This window comes from Blautia obeum ATCC 29174 (genome assembly GCF_025147765.1).
Classification (GTDB): Bacteria; Bacillota; Clostridia; order Lachnospirales; family Lachnospiraceae; genus Blautia_A; species Blautia_A obeum.
The window spans coordinates 151,243-171,117 of the sequence record NZ_CP102265.1 but is presented as its reverse complement, the minus strand read 5'-3'; the positions used below and the strand labels follow the sequence as shown (position 1 = coordinate 171,117).

Annotated in this window: 13 protein-coding genes; all 13 read right to left on the bottom strand. The window is 42.0% G+C overall.

Translation table 11 applies throughout. The features are described from left to right. Positions 1–8 precede the first annotated feature (8 nt). The 13 genes from NQ503_RS00835 to NQ503_RS00775 all read right to left on the bottom strand — a co-directional run bounded on the left by NQ503_RS00835 (position 9) and on the right by NQ503_RS00775 (position 19,412). Positions 9–2,102, bottom strand: coding sequence for a type IA DNA topoisomerase (locus tag NQ503_RS00835; RefSeq protein WP_005421647.1), 2,094 nt, complete (start codon positions 2,100–2,102; stop codon positions 9–11). Positions 2,103–2,174: 72 nt separating this feature from the next. Beyond that, positions 2,175–2,840, bottom strand: coding sequence for a CD1107 family mobile element protein (locus tag NQ503_RS00830; RefSeq protein WP_005421646.1), 666 nt, complete (start codon positions 2,838–2,840; stop codon positions 2,175–2,177). After that, a complete protein-coding gene (locus tag NQ503_RS00825) occupies positions 2,830–3,159 on the bottom strand; it encodes a DUF4315 family protein (RefSeq protein WP_242650107.1) in 330 nt (109 codons plus the stop codon). Before NQ503_RS00825 ends, NQ503_RS00830 begins: the two co-directional genes overlap by 11 nt. Before the next feature lie 23 nt (positions 3,160–3,182). Continuing rightward, positions 3,183–5,612: a CD1108 family mobile element protein gene (locus NQ503_RS00820; RefSeq protein ID WP_044924580.1), complete on the bottom strand. Its 2,430-nt coding sequence runs from the start codon at positions 5,610–5,612 to the stop codon at positions 3,183–3,185. A 17-nt stretch (positions 5,613–5,629) separates the two neighbouring features. Further along, positions 5,630–6,400, bottom strand: coding sequence for a class B sortase (gene srtB, locus NQ503_RS00815; protein WP_005421643.1), 771 nt, complete (start codon positions 6,398–6,400; stop codon positions 5,630–5,632). A gap of 17 nt (positions 6,401–6,417) precedes the next feature. Continuing rightward, complete coding sequence (locus NQ503_RS00810) at positions 6,418–9,225, bottom strand: VirB4-like conjugal transfer ATPase, CD1110 family (RefSeq protein ID WP_044924578.1); 2,808 nt, start codon at positions 9,223–9,225, stop codon at positions 6,418–6,420. Next, on the bottom strand, positions 9,203–9,574 hold the full coding sequence (locus NQ503_RS00805) for a PrgI family protein (RefSeq protein WP_044924576.1): 372 nt from the start codon (positions 9,572–9,574) through the stop codon (positions 9,203–9,205). The genes NQ503_RS00810 and NQ503_RS00805 overlap by 23 nt, the downstream gene beginning before the upstream one ends. Before the next feature lie 23 nt (positions 9,575–9,597). After that, the gene (locus NQ503_RS00800; RefSeq protein ID WP_005421640.1) at positions 9,598–10,467 is read right to left on the bottom strand and encodes a VirB6/TrbL-like conjugal transfer protein, CD1112 family; all 870 of its coding nucleotides are present in this window, start codon (positions 10,465–10,467) and stop codon (positions 9,598–9,600) included. Positions 10,468–10,494: 27 nt separating this feature from the next. Further along, positions 10,495–10,707 carry a Maff2 family mobile element protein gene (locus NQ503_RS00795; protein ID WP_005421639.1) on the bottom strand — a complete coding sequence of 71 codons (213 nt, stop codon included), beginning with the start codon at positions 10,705–10,707 and terminating at the stop codon, positions 10,495–10,497. A 145-nt stretch (positions 10,708–10,852) separates the two neighbouring features. Further along, a complete protein-coding gene (locus NQ503_RS00790; protein ID WP_259893033.1) occupies positions 10,853–12,790 on the bottom strand; it encodes a VirD4-like conjugal transfer protein, CD1115 family in 1,938 nt (645 codons plus the stop codon). Then, positions 12,787–13,305, bottom strand: a complete 519-nt coding sequence (locus NQ503_RS00785; protein WP_005421637.1) for a PcfB family protein — start codon at positions 13,303–13,305, stop codon at positions 12,787–12,789. Before NQ503_RS00785 ends, NQ503_RS00790 begins: the two co-directional genes overlap by 4 nt. Next, positions 13,286–13,432: a hypothetical protein gene (locus tag NQ503_RS00780; protein ID WP_005421636.1), complete on the bottom strand. Its 147-nt coding sequence runs from the start codon at positions 13,430–13,432 to the stop codon at positions 13,286–13,288. The genes NQ503_RS00785 and NQ503_RS00780 overlap by 20 nt, the downstream gene beginning before the upstream one ends. A 70-nt stretch (positions 13,433–13,502) precedes the next feature. Then, entirely contained in the window at positions 13,503–19,412 is a 5,910-nt protein-coding gene (locus NQ503_RS00775) for a SpaA isopeptide-forming pilin-related protein (RefSeq protein WP_082246471.1), read from the bottom strand. Between the last annotated feature and the right edge of the window lie 463 nt (positions 19,413–19,875).

Here is a 19,875-nt window from a genome sequence, read left to right as displayed (position 1 = left end):
TCTGTGCTTTATTTCTTCTTTTTAGGAAACTCAAGACTGAATCTGGCTTTTCCATCTTCCAGCCCTAGTACCAGATCGGCATCAAATTTGCTGTCTTTTTTCTTGGAGTACAATCCTTTCACATGGGTACGCCCCTTTTTCAGAAGCTCCACCGCCATCTTTTTATCCATCGACTTTTTCATACTTTCCAGAAAGCGGTTCGACTTCCACAGAGCAAACTGACAGCTTCTGTCAGAGCAGTAATAATTGGTCTTTCCCTCGTATACGTCAGAACCACACACTGGGCATTTTCCAATTACTTCCCTTGCAGTCTGAAAACGATTCCGTTCTTCTTCCGGGATCGCCCTGCACAAAGAAAGAATCTCATTAATCAGGGATACAATCCCATTCATAAATTCATCTTCCTGGATTTTTCCCTTTTCCATCATCAGAAGCTGATTCTCCCATTCTGCTGTCAGACTTGCAGATTTCAGATTCTCCGGCATTACATGAATCAACTCACATCCTGCCACTGTAGGAAGAATCTGTTTTCCTTTACGTTCTGCGTACCCCGAAGCTACCAGCTTCTCTATAATATTAGCTCTGGTTGCCGGTGTCCCAAGTCCTTTTTTCTCTGTTTCAGAATCAAATTCCTTATTCCCTGCTGTTTCCATTGCAGCAAGCAGGGTATCTTCGGTAAACATCTTCGGCGGAGAAGTGTAATGTGTACTCTTCTCTGCTTTCACAGACGCAAGAGTCATTCCTTCCTCATATCCTTCTGGAAGTTCTGTCTTATTATCCGGTTCATCAGATTTCTTATCCTTTACACAGTATTTCCGAAAGGCTTCTTCCACTTCTTTGAAGCCCATCTGCACAGGCAGCTTTCCTTTTGCAGTAAATTCATGTTCTTTGCACTGTACGGAAATTTCTGTCTGCTCATAAAGGTACTCTTCCCCTGTTGCCTGAACAAGCTGCTGTCCGATCAGCATCAGCAGATTTTTCTTTCCACTGGAAAGTCCTCCCATGCCTTTTTCCATTGCTTCTTTTGTCGGCAGTATTGCATGATGATCAGATACCTTTGCATTATTAACCACACGATTTATGTTTCCCATAATCTGTCCAAATTCCAGAAACGGAAGAAAATCTGCCATGCCTTCGGCAAGCATTTTTACCGTTTCTTTCATATCTTCGGTTACATACTGACTGTCTGTTCTCGGATAGGTAACCATCTTTTCTTCGTACAGCTCCTGCAGCATATCCAGTGTCTTCTGGGCAGTGTATCCGAAAAAACGATTTGCTTCCCTCTGCAGACTGGTCAGATCATAAAGTTTTGGCGGGAAAGTCTTTTTCTGTTCTCTTTTTACCCTTGTAACCAGTGCTTCTGTCCCATCACAAAGTTTTCTTAATTCTTCCGCATCCATTTCTGACGGGATACTCTCTGATGTTACCGTAAGTTTCCCATCTGACAGGGAAACCTTATAATAGGCTTCTTTCTTGAAATGCTCAATTTTCTCTTTTCTTTCCGTCAGCATGGCAAGCGTTGGTGTCTGCACTCTGCCAACTACCAGACGTTTGAAATATCTGGTTGTGTAAGCTCTCGTTGCGTTCATTCCAATCAGCCAGTCCGCCTGTGCCCTGCATACTGCAGCATTACAAAGCCCTGCATATTCTCTCCCATCATTTAAGGACTGAAAGCCTTTCTGAATCGCTTCATCTTCCATTGAGCTGATCCACAGACGTTTCACTGGTTTTCGACAGTCTGCCAGATCATAAACTCTTTTAAAAATCAGTTCTCCTTCTCTTCCAGCATCACAGCCATTGACCAGATACGCTACATCTTCCCGGTTCATTAAGCTGCACAACACTTCAAACTGCTTCTTTTTATCTTCTGATACCTGTACTTTCCATACTTCCGGGATGATCGGCAAATCCTCAAACTGCCATTTTGCATATTTTTCGTCATAAAATTCCGGTGGTGCATATTCTACCAGGTGTCCCAGACACCAACTGACAATGCAACTGTTCCCCTCCAGATACCCGTCCTCTCTCTGATAAGCAGATAAATTTTTTGCAAGGCTCTGTGCCACGCTCGGTTTCTCTGCAATCACTAAAAATTTCGCCATGTTTTCCTCCTGTTCCTGTCAAAAAGGCAGTCCATAAAGAACTGCCCTTTCTCCATACCTTATGATCTTTTGTTATTTCTGCTGATCTTCTGCATTTTCTTCATCTTCATTGATGTAACTGTCATCAGCAAATTCCAGACCTTCCTCTACAATTCCGTCCTCTTTTTTCTTTCGGAATTTACTTAAAGCAAAAGCAGCTAAACCACCGAATACAAGTACAATGCCTCCACCCAGAACTGCAGAACCAAACATTTTATTACCACTGGATTCCGGTTTTACTTCTGTTTCTGGCTGTACGGTAGTTTCCGGTTCTGGTGTTGTGGTTATTTCCGGAAGAACAACTGCAGATTCCTCTTTTTTCTCGGTTTCCTCATTTTCATCTAAGAACTCTGCCAGATCCTGTTCATCTACCAGTGACATCATATACACATTTTCGGAAGTACCGGAACGATCAATAACCATATAAAAGGTATTTCCATTCTTTGTCTGGACAGTCAGAAACTGCTTGGAGCTGTCATTCTCCTTATCATCCACAAGCTGTCCGTTTCCCGGCGTGGAAAATGGTGTTCCCTCTGTGGCAGGCTGCTCCGCCGGCTGTTCTTCTATCACCTGTTCCGCAGTTTCAGTCTGCTCTGCGTTTTCATTTGCCTGTGCAAATGCGGTCACGCTGGCAGAACCAATCAGCATCGTTGCCGACAGCATAATCATTAAAACTTTTTTCATTACTTTATTCTTCATCTTCCAAATCCTCTCTTTCTTCTATCAGTCCGGTTGACATTTCGCTATCCATATTTTCTTCTTTCTTTATACCCGTTTCAGAATTATCCATAGAAAGATTGCCCTCTTCATCAAACTGCATGGTAACTGTTCCGTTCTGAATTCCATCCAGAAAAGTCAGCATCTTTCGGCTATCCATTTTCATGGAACGGATTGCCTTAATGATTTCTGCATCTTCCATCTGCTTTTTCTGGATTCTCAGTTGCCTTACATGCTCCTGCAGTTCCAGAATCTTGTTTTCAGTTTTCTGAATATCATCCAGAACCTTTTTTAATCGCATATTCATCTCTTGTTCGCTCCCTTCTAGTGAATTCTGCCAAATGCCATAAAATGTTGCTGCCAGTAAGAACTTGCAATGCTTGTATATTGAATCGGATTTCCACAATGAATCATCATGTTATTTCCTACATAAATTCCAACATGGCTCGCTCCCGGCGTATCATAAGTTCCCTGGAAAAAGATTAGATCTCCCGGCTTTGCATCAGATGGAGATACATAGGAACAATAAGAACGAAGCCCGTCCGCTGTTGTTCTTCCCACGTTCCATCCATTTCCGCAATTATTGATTACCCAGCATACAAAACCAGAGCAGTCAAAACTGGTAGATGGCGATGCACCGCCCCAGACATACGGATAACCAAGATATTTTTCCGCTTCCCGGATCATCTTGGCAAACTGCGGATCAGAAAGTGCTTCTGCCGGAATATCATATCCAAAACCTGCCCCACCTGTCGGAATTGTGTTAAGGTCAAACAGATAATCACGATTTCCATAGTATTTGTTGTAAGCGTCATACTGCTCCTGTTCCTTATCTGTCATACGGTTTCTTAAAACTGCATCCAGGTTATGGTTCGTAAGTGTTACATCCAGCCGGTTCACTTCTCTTGTTGTCGTTACTTCCACTTCCTGACTTCCATTGCTGTCTGCTATGTATGCTTCCCAGGTCTGATGCCCATGTGCTGACGCAGAAGCGTGATCGCCGTAGAATACATCAAACTGCACACCATACTGTGCAAAATTTCCTGTATCCTCAACTACATACTCCACACCATTCATAATGACATGAGTTCCCATTGGCACAAATGGATTAGAAGCATCCACCGCAATCGTGTGATTCGCCTGTGGATACGCTCCACTTGCAGTCGGGCCTCCACTCCACTGTCCGCAACAAATCGGGCAGTTACAATATCCACTGGTTACAACCTGTCCCAGTGATTCTCCAACTCTGACCGTTTTCTTTTCTGTTACGGTTTCCCGTGTTGAATCCGTATATAAGCCATACTGTTCCTTAAAAATCTTCTGAATCTCATCTGCAACCTCTGCATAGGTAAAACCGCCATACTTGACTGTCAGATAAGAAATAAGCTGATACGGGTTGTGTCCGATCTCATCAATCTGGAACTGGAACTCATCATAGTCGGAATGGTTTGCCTTCATCTGATTGATCTGCTCATTCAGTGCATTTTCCAATGCCACATAAGCATTTTCCGCAGCATAAATATCTTCATCCTCACTGGAATAACTGGTAGAAATAATAGCATTGGAACTGCCCTGGAATAACGCAGCACAGCTTGACAGACTTGTTACCATCAACGCAAACAGCAGAACCAGAACTCCTATGGACAAGAGGATATTTCTGTTCTGTGCCACAATTTCCTTGACCGCAGCTTTGGCTTTTTCTGTAAATCGCTGTGCATTTACAAGCACTGCGTCTTTCACAGCCTTTCCCTGTTTCGCAGCCTGATACTGCTTCTGGTAACGCTTTTTCTGCAATAATTTCTTTAGGGCAGTCTGTTTTTTCTGCTCTGCTTCTTTCTGAACCGCCTTTTTCGCCTCATTGGAAGCACTGGTGCCAAACTGCAAGCGGAATTTTTCTGTTTCTTCCAGAACAGATTCCTTTAACCGATTATTTCTCTGTCGGTTCTCTTTCAATCGTTCCCGAACGTAGATAGACTTTCTTGCAAGACTTTCTCCTGCAAGTTCCATCTGATCTGCCGCATCAAGGGCAGCATTATCATCGGTATCTTCTCTGACCTTTTTCTGACTATAATCAGATACCGTTTCCGAAACGGCGGAAGCTCCCCTTTTTGCCATCCCACTGCCAGGAATCACACCTTTGCTTTCATCTTCAAAGGAAAGCCGGGATTTTGATTTCTTCTGTTCTTTTCGTATCTGTTCCCTTTTTGTCTTGCTTTTGATCTCTTCCCGAAAGTCTTCCATTGATTTTTCATCAACTTCTGCCTTTTCATGGTAGAGTTTCTGCTCTTTTGCTGCATAGGCTGTGACCATCTTTTTCTTTCGGTTTTGCCTGTCCGGTTCTGTTATTTCAGAATCACGTTCAAATTTCCGTTCCGGATGCCCCCGGATACTATCTTTCCGAAGTCTGGAACGTGAAACAGGCGGAGATTTCTCCCCGCCTGCTTTATCATCACTCATTTCTGAGTTTTCCATTTCCTCCGCTTCCGCAATTTCTTCCTGTTCCAGAAAAGCGTGTCTGGACTGCAGTCTGTGTTTTCCTTCTTTCACTCCCTCAACTGTTTCTTCTGCAGTATGAGTTTTTCTGACCTTTCCAAAGTCCAGCTCCTGTTCCCTGTGTCCGGCTGTTTTCTTCTCATCTGTCTCACGTCCGGTAATCCGCTTTTCCTTTTTACTGCGGAGATTTTTTTCCCTGAGTCCATCCCGGCTCATCTTCTGGACAGTCTTGTCCCTTGCTTTATATTCATGCTCCTGCATGGTCATCATCTCCTGATCTATGATAATTTTCCGTTATTTTTCTTTGCAACCAGTACCATACGCCCATTTTTCTGGGAATACTCACAAGTAGACAGTGTAAGTAACTTATCTCTGTATTTTGCTGTTGTTCCTGTTTGATAAAGTGATTTTTCCTTAACGGAAGCAATAAATTTTTTATAATCAGCCACTGTTCCAGCTTTGATAAAACTGTAATAATCAAAATCATTTCCTGTATAAACGGGCGTTGTAAATGCTGCAAATATCTGATACTGTTCATTTCCCCATATCGTGCGGAACAGGATTGTCGGATGTTCTTCGTAAAATCCTTCGTCCTTATATTTCTCAAGGTCAGCAAACATCTTCCCACTGTTCATGTGATGTCCATATATGATCAGATTGTCCGAATCCCCTGGTACACATTCCTCTGCCAGAAATAAACATCCATTTGCAGAATATTCCCCATTGAAATCCCGATGCAGATAATAATTTTTATCTTCGGGCCGGTACATGACCGGATAGTCTATTTGCGTTCCATCAATGGTCAGCCAGCCAATACAATCCGGATTTTCTTCATGCAATGCCAAAATTCCAGCGTCCACCTCTATCAAAGAATCGCCGGAAACATCTTCTTCCGGTTCATCCTCTCTTTTCTGCATTAGCTCCTGCAGTTCCTGCTGTAACTGATTATCCTGTCTTTCCTGCATAAAAAATCCCATTAAGAAATACAGACTGATCGTAAGCAATATAACAGATATAGAAAGTAACAATCCTGCCACCCATTTTCTCATGCTCTGCTGTCACCCCTTTAACTATCGTCTCTGCCTTTGATGCCGAGTTTTTCACGCTTCTCTACATCTTCTGGTTTCGATGACATTAACGCATAAAGCATAAGGGTATTATCGAATCTGTCCTTAAATGGAATAATTGTATTTCCATAAAAAATCAGCCCTTCTCCCTCTCCACTGTTTGTTACATAGGAAAGCTGGTGTGTTGAAATATTAAGCTGTTTTGCCAGAATCTGTCGATCCCCGGATGCCTGGTTGAGCATCAGGATAAAGTCCGAGTTTTCAAAGATATTCTCGATTTCCCTTGAAGCAAGCAGATCTTTTACGTTCTGTGTGATACCAGTCGGGATACCGCCCCACTTACGGAATCTCTTCCAGATTTCCACACTGTATGCTGCTGTCTGTTCCTCTTTCAGCAACAGATGAAACTCATCAATATAATATCTGGTGGATTTATGGGCAGAACGGTTGACTGTTACCCTGTTCCAAACCTGATCCTGAACAATCAACATGCCAAGTTTTTTTAGCTGTTTACCAAGGTCTTTAATATCGAAACATACCAGACGATTGTTCAACTCTACATTTGTACGGTGATTAAACACCTTCAGGGAACCATTTACATAGATTTCCAGTGCCGTTGCCAGCCTCTGCGACTCTGCCTCTTCCTGTTTGCGAAGCAGATTATATAAATCTTCCAGGATTGGCATTTTCTCCGGAACCGGATCAGCAAGATAGTCCTGATATACCAGACGTACACATCGGTCAATGATTGTTTTTTCCACTGGTTCCAGACCGTTTTTCCCTCCTACTACCAGTTCACAAAGTGAAAGGATAAAATCTGATTTCAGAGATAGCGGATCGTCATCATCCGCATAATTGATGTTAATATCCATTGGATTGATGTAATCATGACTGGTCGGAGAAATACGGATAACCTGCCCGTTAAATGCCCGGACTAGTGGAAAATATTCTCCCTCCGGATCGCAGATGATAATGTCGTCTTTTGTGACAATAAATACATTAGTAATCTCTCTTTTTGCCGCAAAGGATTTACCAGATCCAGGAGTACCAAGTATCAGCCCATTTGGATTCTTCAATTTTTTCCGATCTGCCATGATCAGATTATTAGACAGCGCATTTAACCCATAATAGATAGATTCCCCACCCATAAACAGTTCTTGAGTTGTAAATGGGACAAAAATAGCTGTTGATGTAGTAGTCAACGCCCGCTTGATCGGAATCCAGTTTCTTCCAAGCGGCAAACTACTCATAAGCCCCTGTTCCTGCTGATAGTCCAGTCTTTTCAATGCACAGTTATATTTCTGTGCAATGCCTGCTGTCTGAAATACCACATTTTCCAACTCCTGTTTATTTTTCGCTGTATTTAAGAACACCACAGTTACAAGGAACATTCTCTCATTCCTTGACTGTAAATCTTCCAGAAGTCTTTTCGCTTCCCCACCGTATGTATTCAGATCAGACGGGATAATATCCATATCATATCCGGAGCGTACCGCTTTTTTCTGTTCCTCAATTTTCATACGGTTAATGTCAGTAACCTTACTCTTTACCAGCTTGATTGCTTTCATCTGGTCGATGGACTGGATATGCAGATTAACAAGCAGGTTACAGTCCATTTCCAGAAATTCAGCAAGCATTTTATCTGTCAGCTCTGGTGCCAAAATCTGCAGATAAGATACTGCTCCGACGGTATCTCCCATCTGAAAATCCTTTCCATTTTTGAACAGGAAACTGGATGGTGCAATATAATCCTTTGTGTTCAGCCCGGTACGCAGCATATCATCATAGCTGAATCTGAATGGTACTTTGACATTCTGGTTGAATGTTTCATACATGATCTGCAAACGCTCCGCACCATTTAACGGATATGCAGATACCCCGAAAACCTTAAAATTATTGAGTATGTCTGTTTCGATACGTTCCAGTTTTGGTTTTGCTTCCCGGATATTGTCAGCTTCAATCCCAAACGTAATATACTTGGTTCTGATAAGACCATTATTTCCTTTTGCCAACTGATTTCTAAGCATCTGGGCAAACTCCATACGCAGATCATCAAAACTGTCATTCTGCTTTTTAATACGGATCACATCTTCATATTCCGTCATGTTGCTGTGATGATTGATAAAGGACAACTGAAAATGGATGGTGCTGTCAAAATAATTCAGGAAATCACACCAGTTCTCAAAAATCGCATTTTTATCCTCATTCTGAGCTAACTGGTAGTTAATATCATAAAAGCGGATTGTTTTAGAATAGTAACCATCTTCCACACGACAGATTCCGTCTTTTCCCATTTCCCTGTATGGAATGGACTGCTGTGCGGTAATGTTTTTCCCTTTATTTCTACTGTCTTTATTCGTGCTGGATATTTTCTTTGCAACACCTTTTTTCCCACTGGATTTTACAGAACCCGGCGGCTTTGTCTTTTTTTTATGCCTTTCTGCTTTCTTTGCCTGTTTCTGTGCCGCCTTTTCTTCACGAGCAGCCTGTTTTGCCGCCTGCTTCGCAAGTTTTCTTTCTTCCTTTTCGTGTGCCTTATGTAATTTCAATTCATATTTCTGGGCTTTTTTCCAGGCATGTTTTTCCCGTCTGCTTAATTTACGTCTTGGTCTGCGGACACCTCGGTGTCGCTCCAGTGCTTCATACCCCGTAACCATCGGTACTCCCGTCAAACGCTGTCTGTCCTTTGCATAATCTTCTGTCTCGTCCGGATCAAACACTGGTAAACCATCAGCAGAATCCTCTTCATCCAACCACCAGTCATCCAGATGGGAAAATTCTTCTTTATCGTTTCTTACTTTTTCCACGAACGGTACCTCCTTTCGATTTTGTCAGAATTCTCTTTTTTTCATAGAGGTTTTCCACCTCATACTTCCGTACCGGAGGACGGATAAGTTTTACTGTAATCACATTTTTGAGGACTTTCTCTAAAGGAAGTCCATCTTTCTCATACATGGCAAATAAAAAAGCCGGAAGCATCAACAGACACATTCCGGTTGCCGCATTACTCGAACCAATCAATCCCCTTGACAGGAAATAAAACGGAAGCCCTACTGCCGCTGCAATACCAAGGCAGATGAGCTGTCGTTTTGTAAGATTGAGAATAATTTTATTTTTTACTTTTGTCAGATCTTTTGGTACTGATACAAAAGCCATTTTCATCGTCTCCTTTTCCACATTTAGTGTGCATTAAAGATGCTCTTTGAGAAATTACCTGTTTTCATAAGACTAAAGCACAGTATTACTGTATAAGCCATTACACTGAGCAGCGCTGTATGCACATTGTCTGATACCTGTATGTTGGCAACCAATACAGAGTAAATGCCCACGCACATCATGATAAAAAATCCCTGAAATGCCAGTGCAAACAATCCTCTTAAATAATTGCTGCCAATCTGTCCCCATTCCCGATTGCTCATAGTGGCAAATGGAATTGCACCGATTGACGAATACAGATAAATTTCTATCATACGGCCATACAAAATAACCGTTATAAAAACGGATATAACCTTTAGGCACAGACTCGCCAGAAGCGTTTCCAGTGCCAGTATAATCAGCTCTCCTATTTCCATTGATTCCATTGCTGTCTCCATCGAGGTGATTACCGAATCAATATTGATTGCCGTCTGCTGGTTGATAACACCTGCAGCCCGGTTCACTACATTCTGTCCAACATCAAAAATTGCCATTGTGATCGTAAAAGCATTGCTTACGAACCATACTGCAACCCACATCTTGAAGAAATATTTGAAAAACATCCATGTATCTATATCATGCATGTTATTCTTTTCGGTGAGCATGGAAATCAGCTCATAGCACAACACAAAGGTTATGATCATTCCGGCAATCGGTACGATCACAGAATCCGACAGATTTTGGATCAAGCTGAAAATACTGCCACTCCAGCCCTGGGGCGTTTGCCCAACCTGACTTGCAATATCACCGGTTTTTTCATTCACATCGGTAAACATGTTCGTCAGGTTTGAGCTGACCATGCCTGTAAGGAGGTTACGCATCCATTCTTCTATGGACTCAAAAATCTTATCCATGCGTGTTCTCCTTTCCTACTGCCCCGGCTAAAACAAATTCGCCAGTAATGGTACAAGCTGTGTACCGATCAGAACGACACCTCCACCTGCCATAAGCTGCTTGATTCCCTGGGACTTGGCTCCGGGATTGTCATTTCCATACCCCTCTAGGAGATTGATAACTCCCCAAACTGCCAGACCAGCTCCGATTGCAACAACCAGAGTCTGTAAAATATTAATTGCGGATGTAAAAAACGCCATAATCTATGTTCTCCTTTCGTAACTGCTGTTTCATTGTGATTTTCAAACGGTCACTACTCAGAGGGTTCCGCCCTGATGGGCGGTCTTTCATGCTTACGCATATCGCTACCTCCCAAAAGGGCATAAAAAAAGAGCTATGTATGTTTTACGTTACATGCTCTATGCCTTCATTTTCATTATTTGATTGTTTTTCCAGTTCACTGCCTTCATACACATAAAGGTCGAACGCTTCTTCCGGACTTAACCGGACTTCCATCTGATGTTTCATATATTCTTCCACATGAAACTCATTCTTTTTATCATAATCGGATAATTGCTTATACCGTTTATGTTTTGTAATATCAAATTTATCACTGTAAAACGGACGGACACCACGAAGCTGCAAAATACATTTGTTACCGTCCATGACTGCCAGTTCATCCCGGCTCATCAGTTCTTTTCCCGTTTTCTGATAGTTCAGACCATAAGATCTGCTCTGGCCTCTTGTATCAGAAGTGTTATATAAATCAATTGTTTCCTTTCCCAGTGTCTCTGAAATTTCTTTCAGAGTGGTACTTTCCTTTCCACCAAGGAACAGCATGGTATCACAGTTTCCTGTGATGGTTTCCGCTGCATCCTTATAAATGGTCTTGAGCTGTGACTGTGACTGCAGAATAATAGATGCGGAGATTTCTCTGCTTCGGATCGTTGCAATCAGCTTATCGAACTTCGGAATTTGTCCAATATTTGCGAACTCGTCACAGAGGATTCTCACATGATAAGGTAGTCTTCCATGATGAACGTCATCGGCCCTGTCGCATAACAGGTTAAAAAGCTGACTGTACATCATGGCAACCACAAAGTTAAAAGTATCATCCGTATCAGAGATTACAATAAACAATGCTGTTCTTTGATCTCCAATCATATCCAACTCCATCTCATCATAAGACATAAGCTCCCGCAGCTCTGCAATATCAAAGGGTGCGAGTCTTGCACCACAACTAATCAAAATACTTTTTGCTGTCTTTCCTGCCGCCAGTTTGTATTTTTTATACTGCCTTACTGCAAAATGGTTCGGCTCGTCTCTTTCCAGCTCCTCAAATAACAGATCCACTGCATTTTTAAACTCTTCATCTTCTTCCCTGGTTTCACTGGCATTGATAAATTCCAGCAGGGTTGAAAAATTCTGTTCTTCCTCCGGTGCTTCATAGTAGATATACCCAATCAAAGCACAATACAGCAGACGTTCCGCTTTTGTCCAGAAATCCTCGGAAGATTTTTCTCCCTCTCCTTTGGTATTTACCATGATCGTATTTACCAGTTTCAGAATATCTTTTTCCGAACGAATGTAATGAAACGGATTATAGTGCATACTTTTGGCAAAGTTGATGGTATTCAGCACCTTGATTTTGTAAGGAGCCATTACCACTCTGCCATTTTTATCACGCAGGATTTTCCCATTTTTATCTTTCTTCGGTGTCCCTCGTGCTAACATCTTACCACATTCTACGATAATTGTCCCCTTGGGATCAGTAACTACAAAGCTCACATTATCCGGCATCTGCATAAGCTGTGGTTTCACATAAAATCTGGTCTTACCGCTGCCAGATCCCCCGATCACTATGACATTCTTGTTTCTGGCATACTTTGGTTTCTTCGGTCTGCTGTTCATTGTCAGACGTTCCGTTTGTGTCAGCAGAATATTGTTCTCAAAGACCGGATCAATAAAAGGGGCTATATCCTTTTCATTTCCCCATCTGGCAGAACCATATTCTTCTCCCTGGCGAAACTTCTTTCCATTTTTTCCCTTAAAATACACCACTGCCCACACACTGACTGCAGCAATAGTTCCCGCAGCCAGACTTTTCGGTTGTATACTTGGCAGCAACTTTTTAAACGCTAACGGATAGTTCATAAGGAGAACCATCAGCCTGTCCACTACTGTACTGCCCCTGCAATACTGATACAGCCAGGTGCATTTATTTACCACATAAAATACAACCACATACGGAATATACAACAGAACCTTTTTTATCACTTCTGCATTCGGGGGACGCACCTGAAATCCTTTCAGTTTTTTCTTTATATTTTTTATCCCACTCATAAGGTCGGCTCCTTCTGTTTTTCTTTCGATTTTTCCCGTTCTCTCTGTTTATCCTGGCTGCGGGCTGCAATTGCCTGCTGTAATTTCTTACGGACAGACGGTTTCTTTGTTTTATTCAGCGTCTTTCCGGTAAATTCCCGGAATGCCGCAGTCATCACATCCACATCCCTTGCCTTGAAGAAAACGAAATATCGGGGTGGATCTACGGACTTATCACGTTTCAGGCTAAAATCAATGCCATACTTTTTTGCCACTTTTTCAAAAGCCTTGATGTTGTTATCCGTAATCTCAATGTTGGAAAGCTGAACATTCTGCTGTGCCAGCTTCTTTAAACTCTGCTTTCCATGATAATCTTTGTCTGGCGGTCCCTTTACCTGCTGTTTTCTTGCTTTCTCTGCTTTTTCTTTCTCCATCGCTGCCAGAAAACGCATCATTGCCTGTTTCAATAAACGGGCTGTCACTTTTCCACCAGTGATACACAGGGACACTGTTTTTTCATTCACTTCTTCCTGCATTAATCTGTTCCTTTCTATGGTTTTCCAACAAACGATCTTCCTTTGCTCCTACCCGGATACAGCAGTACAGAACAAAATTGACTGCTAACACCAGAAGAATCCCTGCAATAATCAATAACATTCTCATTTTATACCCCTTTCATCATTCAAAAGGGCATCTATGACTTTGCTGCCCATAAATGCCCCTACATTAACTTTTATTTTCTTTTTTTTGTAATCCAGACTGCTGATACACTGCCTGCCATGCCTGCAATCGCAAGCAGAATCCAAATCAGCATGTGTGTATCATCTCCGGTTTTCGGTGTATCTGTTACCTGTGTAGACGGTGTTTCCGGTGTTGGTGTTTCTTCCGGTTTTACCTCATCTTTCATCACTACTTTCTGGATCTCCCCAGTATCCTCCACTGTGAACTTCACATCTTCCGCTACCAGATATCCATCAGGAGCTGACTCTTCCCGAAGTGTATACTCCCCAATCGGAAGCATTTCTATGTAATGTGGTTTTTCCTCAGAAGTCCAGCTCTCTACTGTCTTACCATCTTTATCAAGAATTGTCAGTTTTGCTCCTGGCAGTTCCTTACCGGAAATATCTGTTTTGGAAATTTCTACCTTGGTCACATCATCTTTCATTTCGATTTTCTGTGCCTTTGCAGTATCTTCAACGGTAAACGTGATGCTTTCTGCTGTCACATAGCCATCTGTCGGTTTTGTTTCTGTCAGAGTATATTTCTGTCCGACTACCAGTTCTTTGATGATATGAGCTTCTTTACCGGAAGTCCAGGAATCTACAACTTTACCGCTTTCGTCAGTTACCTGTAACTTAGCTCCTTCCAGTTCTTTTCCGTCTGTCAGGGAAGTCTTGGTGATCTCGATTACAGTCGGCTCGTCCTCAAAGGTAAAAGCATAAGATACTTTTTCCTTTTCTGCACCTCCATACTCAAACGTGAACTCCTGTGTTTCATCTGTCGTTGCAAATCCAGGTGCCGGAGATGTTTCTTTGATATAATACGCAAAACCAATTGGTAAATCTGCCGTAAAAGTCAGCTTTCCTTCTTTGTCTGTTGCCAGTTCCTCGATCACAGTATCTGCTTTCAGAATTACTTTTCCGTCTGCTCCTGTAATATCGTCCTTGGCACAGAGGGCAAATACCGCACCTTCCAGTACACGATCAGAATCTTTCTCTTTTTTCACAACTTCCACTTCCGCTTTCTGGCGGTTATTCTGCCAGTCAGCAGAGTAAGTAACCTCTGCAGTATCCTGATCCCGGTATGTCAGATCAATCTCTCTTGCTTCATCATCCAGAACAAAGCCTTCTACTGTAGCTTTTTCTTTTACATAGTATTTACCAAGCGGAAGTCCGGATATTTTTGCAATACCGGTATCATCTGTTGTAATGGTTGCCACCAGCTCATCTTTTTTATAATAATCTTCACTTTCTCCGTCAGCAGATTTCACGTCCTCCAAAGCAAATACTTCAAAAGTAACATCTTTCAGGCTGCCTGTTACATACTGGAATAAATGGCTGATCCATCCTCCAACAGAATCCAGTGCAGTTACTTTATCCAGAAATTCTCCCTGTTTATTGATGATAATCGTTCCTGTCGGCACATCATCTTTCATTTCCACTTTCTGGATTTCCCCAGTATCCTCAATCATAAAGGTGATCTCTTCTGCCTTGAGGTATCCATAAGGAGCCATTTCTTCTCTGAGAGTATAGGTTTCCCCTACGGTAAGTCGTTCAATCAGATGCTGCTCTCCTTTTACAGATTTCCATGTATCAACTACATTTCCATCTTTGTCCAGAACAGTAAGTGTCGCACCCGACAATTCCACGCCAGTAGTTAAATCAGACTTGGAAACCACAACCTTTGTAGGCTGGTTCTTAAATACAGAAGATAACTGTACTACCTTAACATCCTGTCCCTGATATTCTGCTTTTACTTCCAGAATTTCATCAGAAGATACATAACCGTTTGGTGCTGCAAGTTCTTTGATATAATACTCACCGAATGTCAGATCCTGTGTAAATACAGCCTTTCCATCTTCTCCGGAAACAGCTTTTCCAAGGAGTGTGTCAGCTTTCACAATCACAGTTCCATGAGCTTCCATGTCATTCTTCGCATAAAGCCCAAACTCTGCTCCTGCAACGGCTGCTTTTGTATCAGCATCCTGTTTTACCACAGAAATTTCTACTTTCTGACGGTCATTTTCAAAGATAGCTGTCTGCTCAATGACTGGTGTTTCCTGATCTTTGTAAGAGAAAGTAATGATCTGTGCTTCACTGTTTAAAACAAAGCCATCCGGTGCTGTCTGTTCGACAATCTTATAACTTCCAAGCGGAAGATTTTTCAGAACCGCTTTACCATCTTTATCCGTTGTGACCGTTTTTACCAGTGTTCCTGCCGCATATTCCAGAATACGATTTCCATTATCATCTTTCTGGAAATCTGCAGTATAGATGTCCTCGGCAGCGTAAATCTCAAACTCTGCCCCTTCCAGATTTTCTGTCTGATATGTAAAATCATCCTTGAATCCGTCCAGAACTTCGCCTTTTTTCGCGATAGTCAGTTCTCCCTTAACTGGATGGTTCTCATAAACTGCTTCAATAATCACATCCCCGGAAGTTCCATCCATCTGATATGCAGTATTGGAATCAACTGTTACCTCATAGTAATTTTCATTCAAAGTATATCCATAAGGTGCATTTACTTCCTCAATGCGGTAATGTCCGATTTTAAGATTCTGCGGAAGAATCAAATATCCCTGCTCATCTGTAAAATAGGATTTATGTTTTACCGTAGTCGGATAAGTTGTTACCTGCTCCACATATTTTTCAGTGTCCATATTGAAAATCTTGAACTCTGTATTCTTCTGAAGTACTGCCTTTTTCGTCTCATCATCCTGTTTGATAATTTTCAGTTTCGCTTCAAACTCGTCATCCAGAAGCACTCTCCATGTCTGTGGCTGGTTCGGGTTGTTCTCAGTGATACGCACTGTAAAATCATCTACCGGAGTGTAATTATGAGGCGTTGTGGTTTCACGCACAATATAAGTTCCATAAGGAATCGCAATACTGCAGGCATAACCTTTTTCATCTGTAAAGATTTCTGTTGCACCATTTTCTCCGATCACTACCGGTTTTGCAGAATCAAAATCATAGCTTCCATCCTCTTTTACTTTCAGGGATGATGCCAGATAAGCAGTAAATCCTGCCCCTTTCAATAAATCTGCGTCAGTCTTTCCATTATTTGCTGCTTTGATAATCTGGAATGGCTGTTTCATTACCTGCTCCAGAGACAGACACTCACGATTTACCTCTGCTACAAGATCTCCCTCATAATTGCAGACCAGATCATGTTCTTCTTCATCCGCCAGATAACCAGTTGGCGGAGTAATCTCTTTCACATAGTAATTACCAAGATATAAGCCATCCACAGAAGCCTGTCCATTCTTATCTGTCGTAAGAGTGGCAACCTGCTCTCCTGCTTTATAGATCACACCAGTAGCACCATCCGGATGCACAATATCTTCACGAGCATACAATCCATAAACTGCTTTTTCCAGAGTTGCATCGCCCTGTGGAACTGCCTTTTTTGTTTCTTTGTCCTGTTTCTGCAGAGAAATCTTAGCTGTTACACGTTCATTTTTGAATGTATGCTTAAATGTCTGTTTTGCTTCTTTATCATTCGTATAAGAGAAAGCAAACGTATAAACATCATCTGTTTTTCTCACATACCCTTCCGGGGCCTGCACTTCTTTCACATCATAAGAAAATCCAAGCGGCAGGTCTGCTGTAAACTTCGCTGTTCCGTCTGTTCCTGTTGTCGCTTTCTCGATCAGTGTCCCTTTCTTTACAATGATGGTTCCATCCACATTGGTAATATCACTTGCAGCATAAAGTCCAAAAATTCCGCCATCCAGCGGATTTTCTGTATCTTCATCCTGTTTTGTTACCATTACTTCTACTTTTTGTCTGTCATTAGTAAAGGTTGTCTCAGTGAAAACAATGTCCACATTCTGCCCTGCATAGGATAATGTTACTGTCTTTTCCTCTCCGGCATTATAGAATCCTGTCGGAGCCTGTTTCTCTTTTACGATATATGTACCAAGATACAGATTTTTAAGAACGGTAGCTCCGTTTGTATCTGTTGTCAGATTCTCTTTTACCAGATCACCCCTGCTGTAAATCTTTGTACCATAGGCAGTTTTAATATCTTCTCCAGCATACACATCATAAACAGCACCACTCTGTCTGCGTTTCTCATACTTAAATGTTGTGCCATTTTCTGTCACATCTGCACCAACCAGAACCTCACCTTCTTTATAAACGGTAAGCTGTCCCATCTGTTCTTCATCTGGAACAGTAACAGTTGTGGTCTTGCTGACTTCCAGTTTCACGTTATAAGCTGTCGCATTGATACGGTATCCGCTTGGAGCTGTAATCTCTTTCAGATATACGGTATCCTGTGTCTTGGTGATCTGTACGGACGCTTCACCGTTTTCATCCGTCGCAGGTAACTGTGTGATCAGTTTGGTACATTCTGCATCACTGTATAATCCAAACACAGCACCAGACAGCTTTGCGTCTGACTTGGCATCTTTCTTGATCACCTTAACACTTGCCTGCTGTACCCAGGATACTTTAAAATCTACATATTTCTCATCGTCAACGCCTTCGCCAAATACTAGAGCCAGATCCTGGTTTCCGGAACCTGTTGAAATCTTATAAGCTGAATAATCTTTGGTAATGCTTCCTTTCATGGTTGCAGACCAGCTTCCTGCCACATCACTCACCTGTGTTAATGGTGCGGACAGATAAAACTTTGTACCACCACAAATTTCCACACTTTCTCCGGCTTTACTTGTTTTACCTGTTGTCAGGTTATGAAGCTGTACACCTGCCGGAAGTTTCATGGTAATGGTCTGTAACGCATCCGCATTAAATGTAATATCCTTTGTTCTCTGACTGTTGCCATCCACATAGGCTTTTACATCTGCATCCGAAAAGGACATTGCCACATCTGGAATTTCCGGCTGTGAAATACAGTAATTATAGAGTTTCATTGCCAGATTCTGTGCTGTACTATTTGCACCTGAAAAAGCATCTCCACTTCCATTTGCATAAGATGCTGCCAGATGTACCAGAATAAATCTGGCTCCTGCACTTAAATTGCCGTATCCGTTTTCCTCTATAAAAAATCCATCATCACCGGAAGCCTTTGTACCGTAATAGCATACTTTCGCAAGTGCTTTTCCATCGCCAACCTTGTTGATCGTATAAGTTCCACTTCCAGGCCCTGGTTTGGATGGCTGCACACAGTATGCTGTGGCAGATATATTGCCGAATTTTACAGTATACTGATAAGTCAGATATGTTCCATATCCATAATCTGCATATCGGTATTCTGCCCCTCTGGTCACAGAAACCTGCTGTGAACTTCTGGCATTGCCTGCCGCAGCCATAAAGGTTACTGTTTCGCCTTCATTCATTGCATACAGATCAATTCCATTACTCTCTGCCTGCTCCAGTGCTTCTGAAACGGTTAATTCAGATTCCAAATCTGCTGTGCTTTCAGAATTTTGTGTTTCCCAGTGCGATTCCGAATCTTCCTCGCTCTGCTCTGTATCTCCAGTATCATCTTCAACATTTACCGTACTTTCTGAAGCACGCTCTGACTGTACTTCTGTTTCCGGTTCTTTCACTGTAATGTTTCTGCTGATTCTATAAGCAGGATGACCGCTGACTGGTTTTACTGCATAGACAGCCTTGTAAGTATCTGGTGTATGTGTGTCAAAATCTGTACCCGTTTCATTCTTTGCTTCATGGAATAAAACCTTAATCTTACTTTCATCTACACCTTCGATTCCAGACAGATCAACTTCTACATCAAATTCCTGCCCATAAGAAAGTTCAATATCATTTGCCTTTACGATCTCATCCGGATCAAGGGAATCCTGAACATCTTTTAATTCTGCATACTGCTGTTCAAATGGTATTTCTTCTGGTTCTAATTCAGAAGCCGAAACTGCTACTGGCTGAATAATGACAGAAGCCAGTGTTGCGACTGCCATAAATCCGGACAAGAATCTTTTGAATCTCATTTTCATTTTGACTGAATCCTCTCTTTCTTCTATTATCTGTTCTATTTTCATGCAGGCTCACACCTGCATTATTCAATCATTGGAACCACCTCCCACATCTTATTGCTGATACAGAAATACCTCTGATAACAGCACATTCATATGGCAGTGCCTTTTACTGAAACACCGCCACATGGTATCTGCTGTCATCCTGTAAAACAGGAATGACACTCAGGTAAAGTTCAGGATCAAGCATTAAGCCGCAAGAGGTAATTCGTAATCGTTCCTGCAAAGGGTGCCTCCCATCTGTATCCCTTCACGTTTTCACCGGATTCCCGCCGCAAAAATGCGTAGCTGAAAAATTCCGGGTATCCTCTCGCTGCTGGTATGAAATTGTCAAGGTGCAATTTTTAAGGGGATTTATCTTCTTGAATTGCAAATAGACATTTGCCCCTTCACTAACTGCATGTGTGAAAGGGCAAAAATTAAC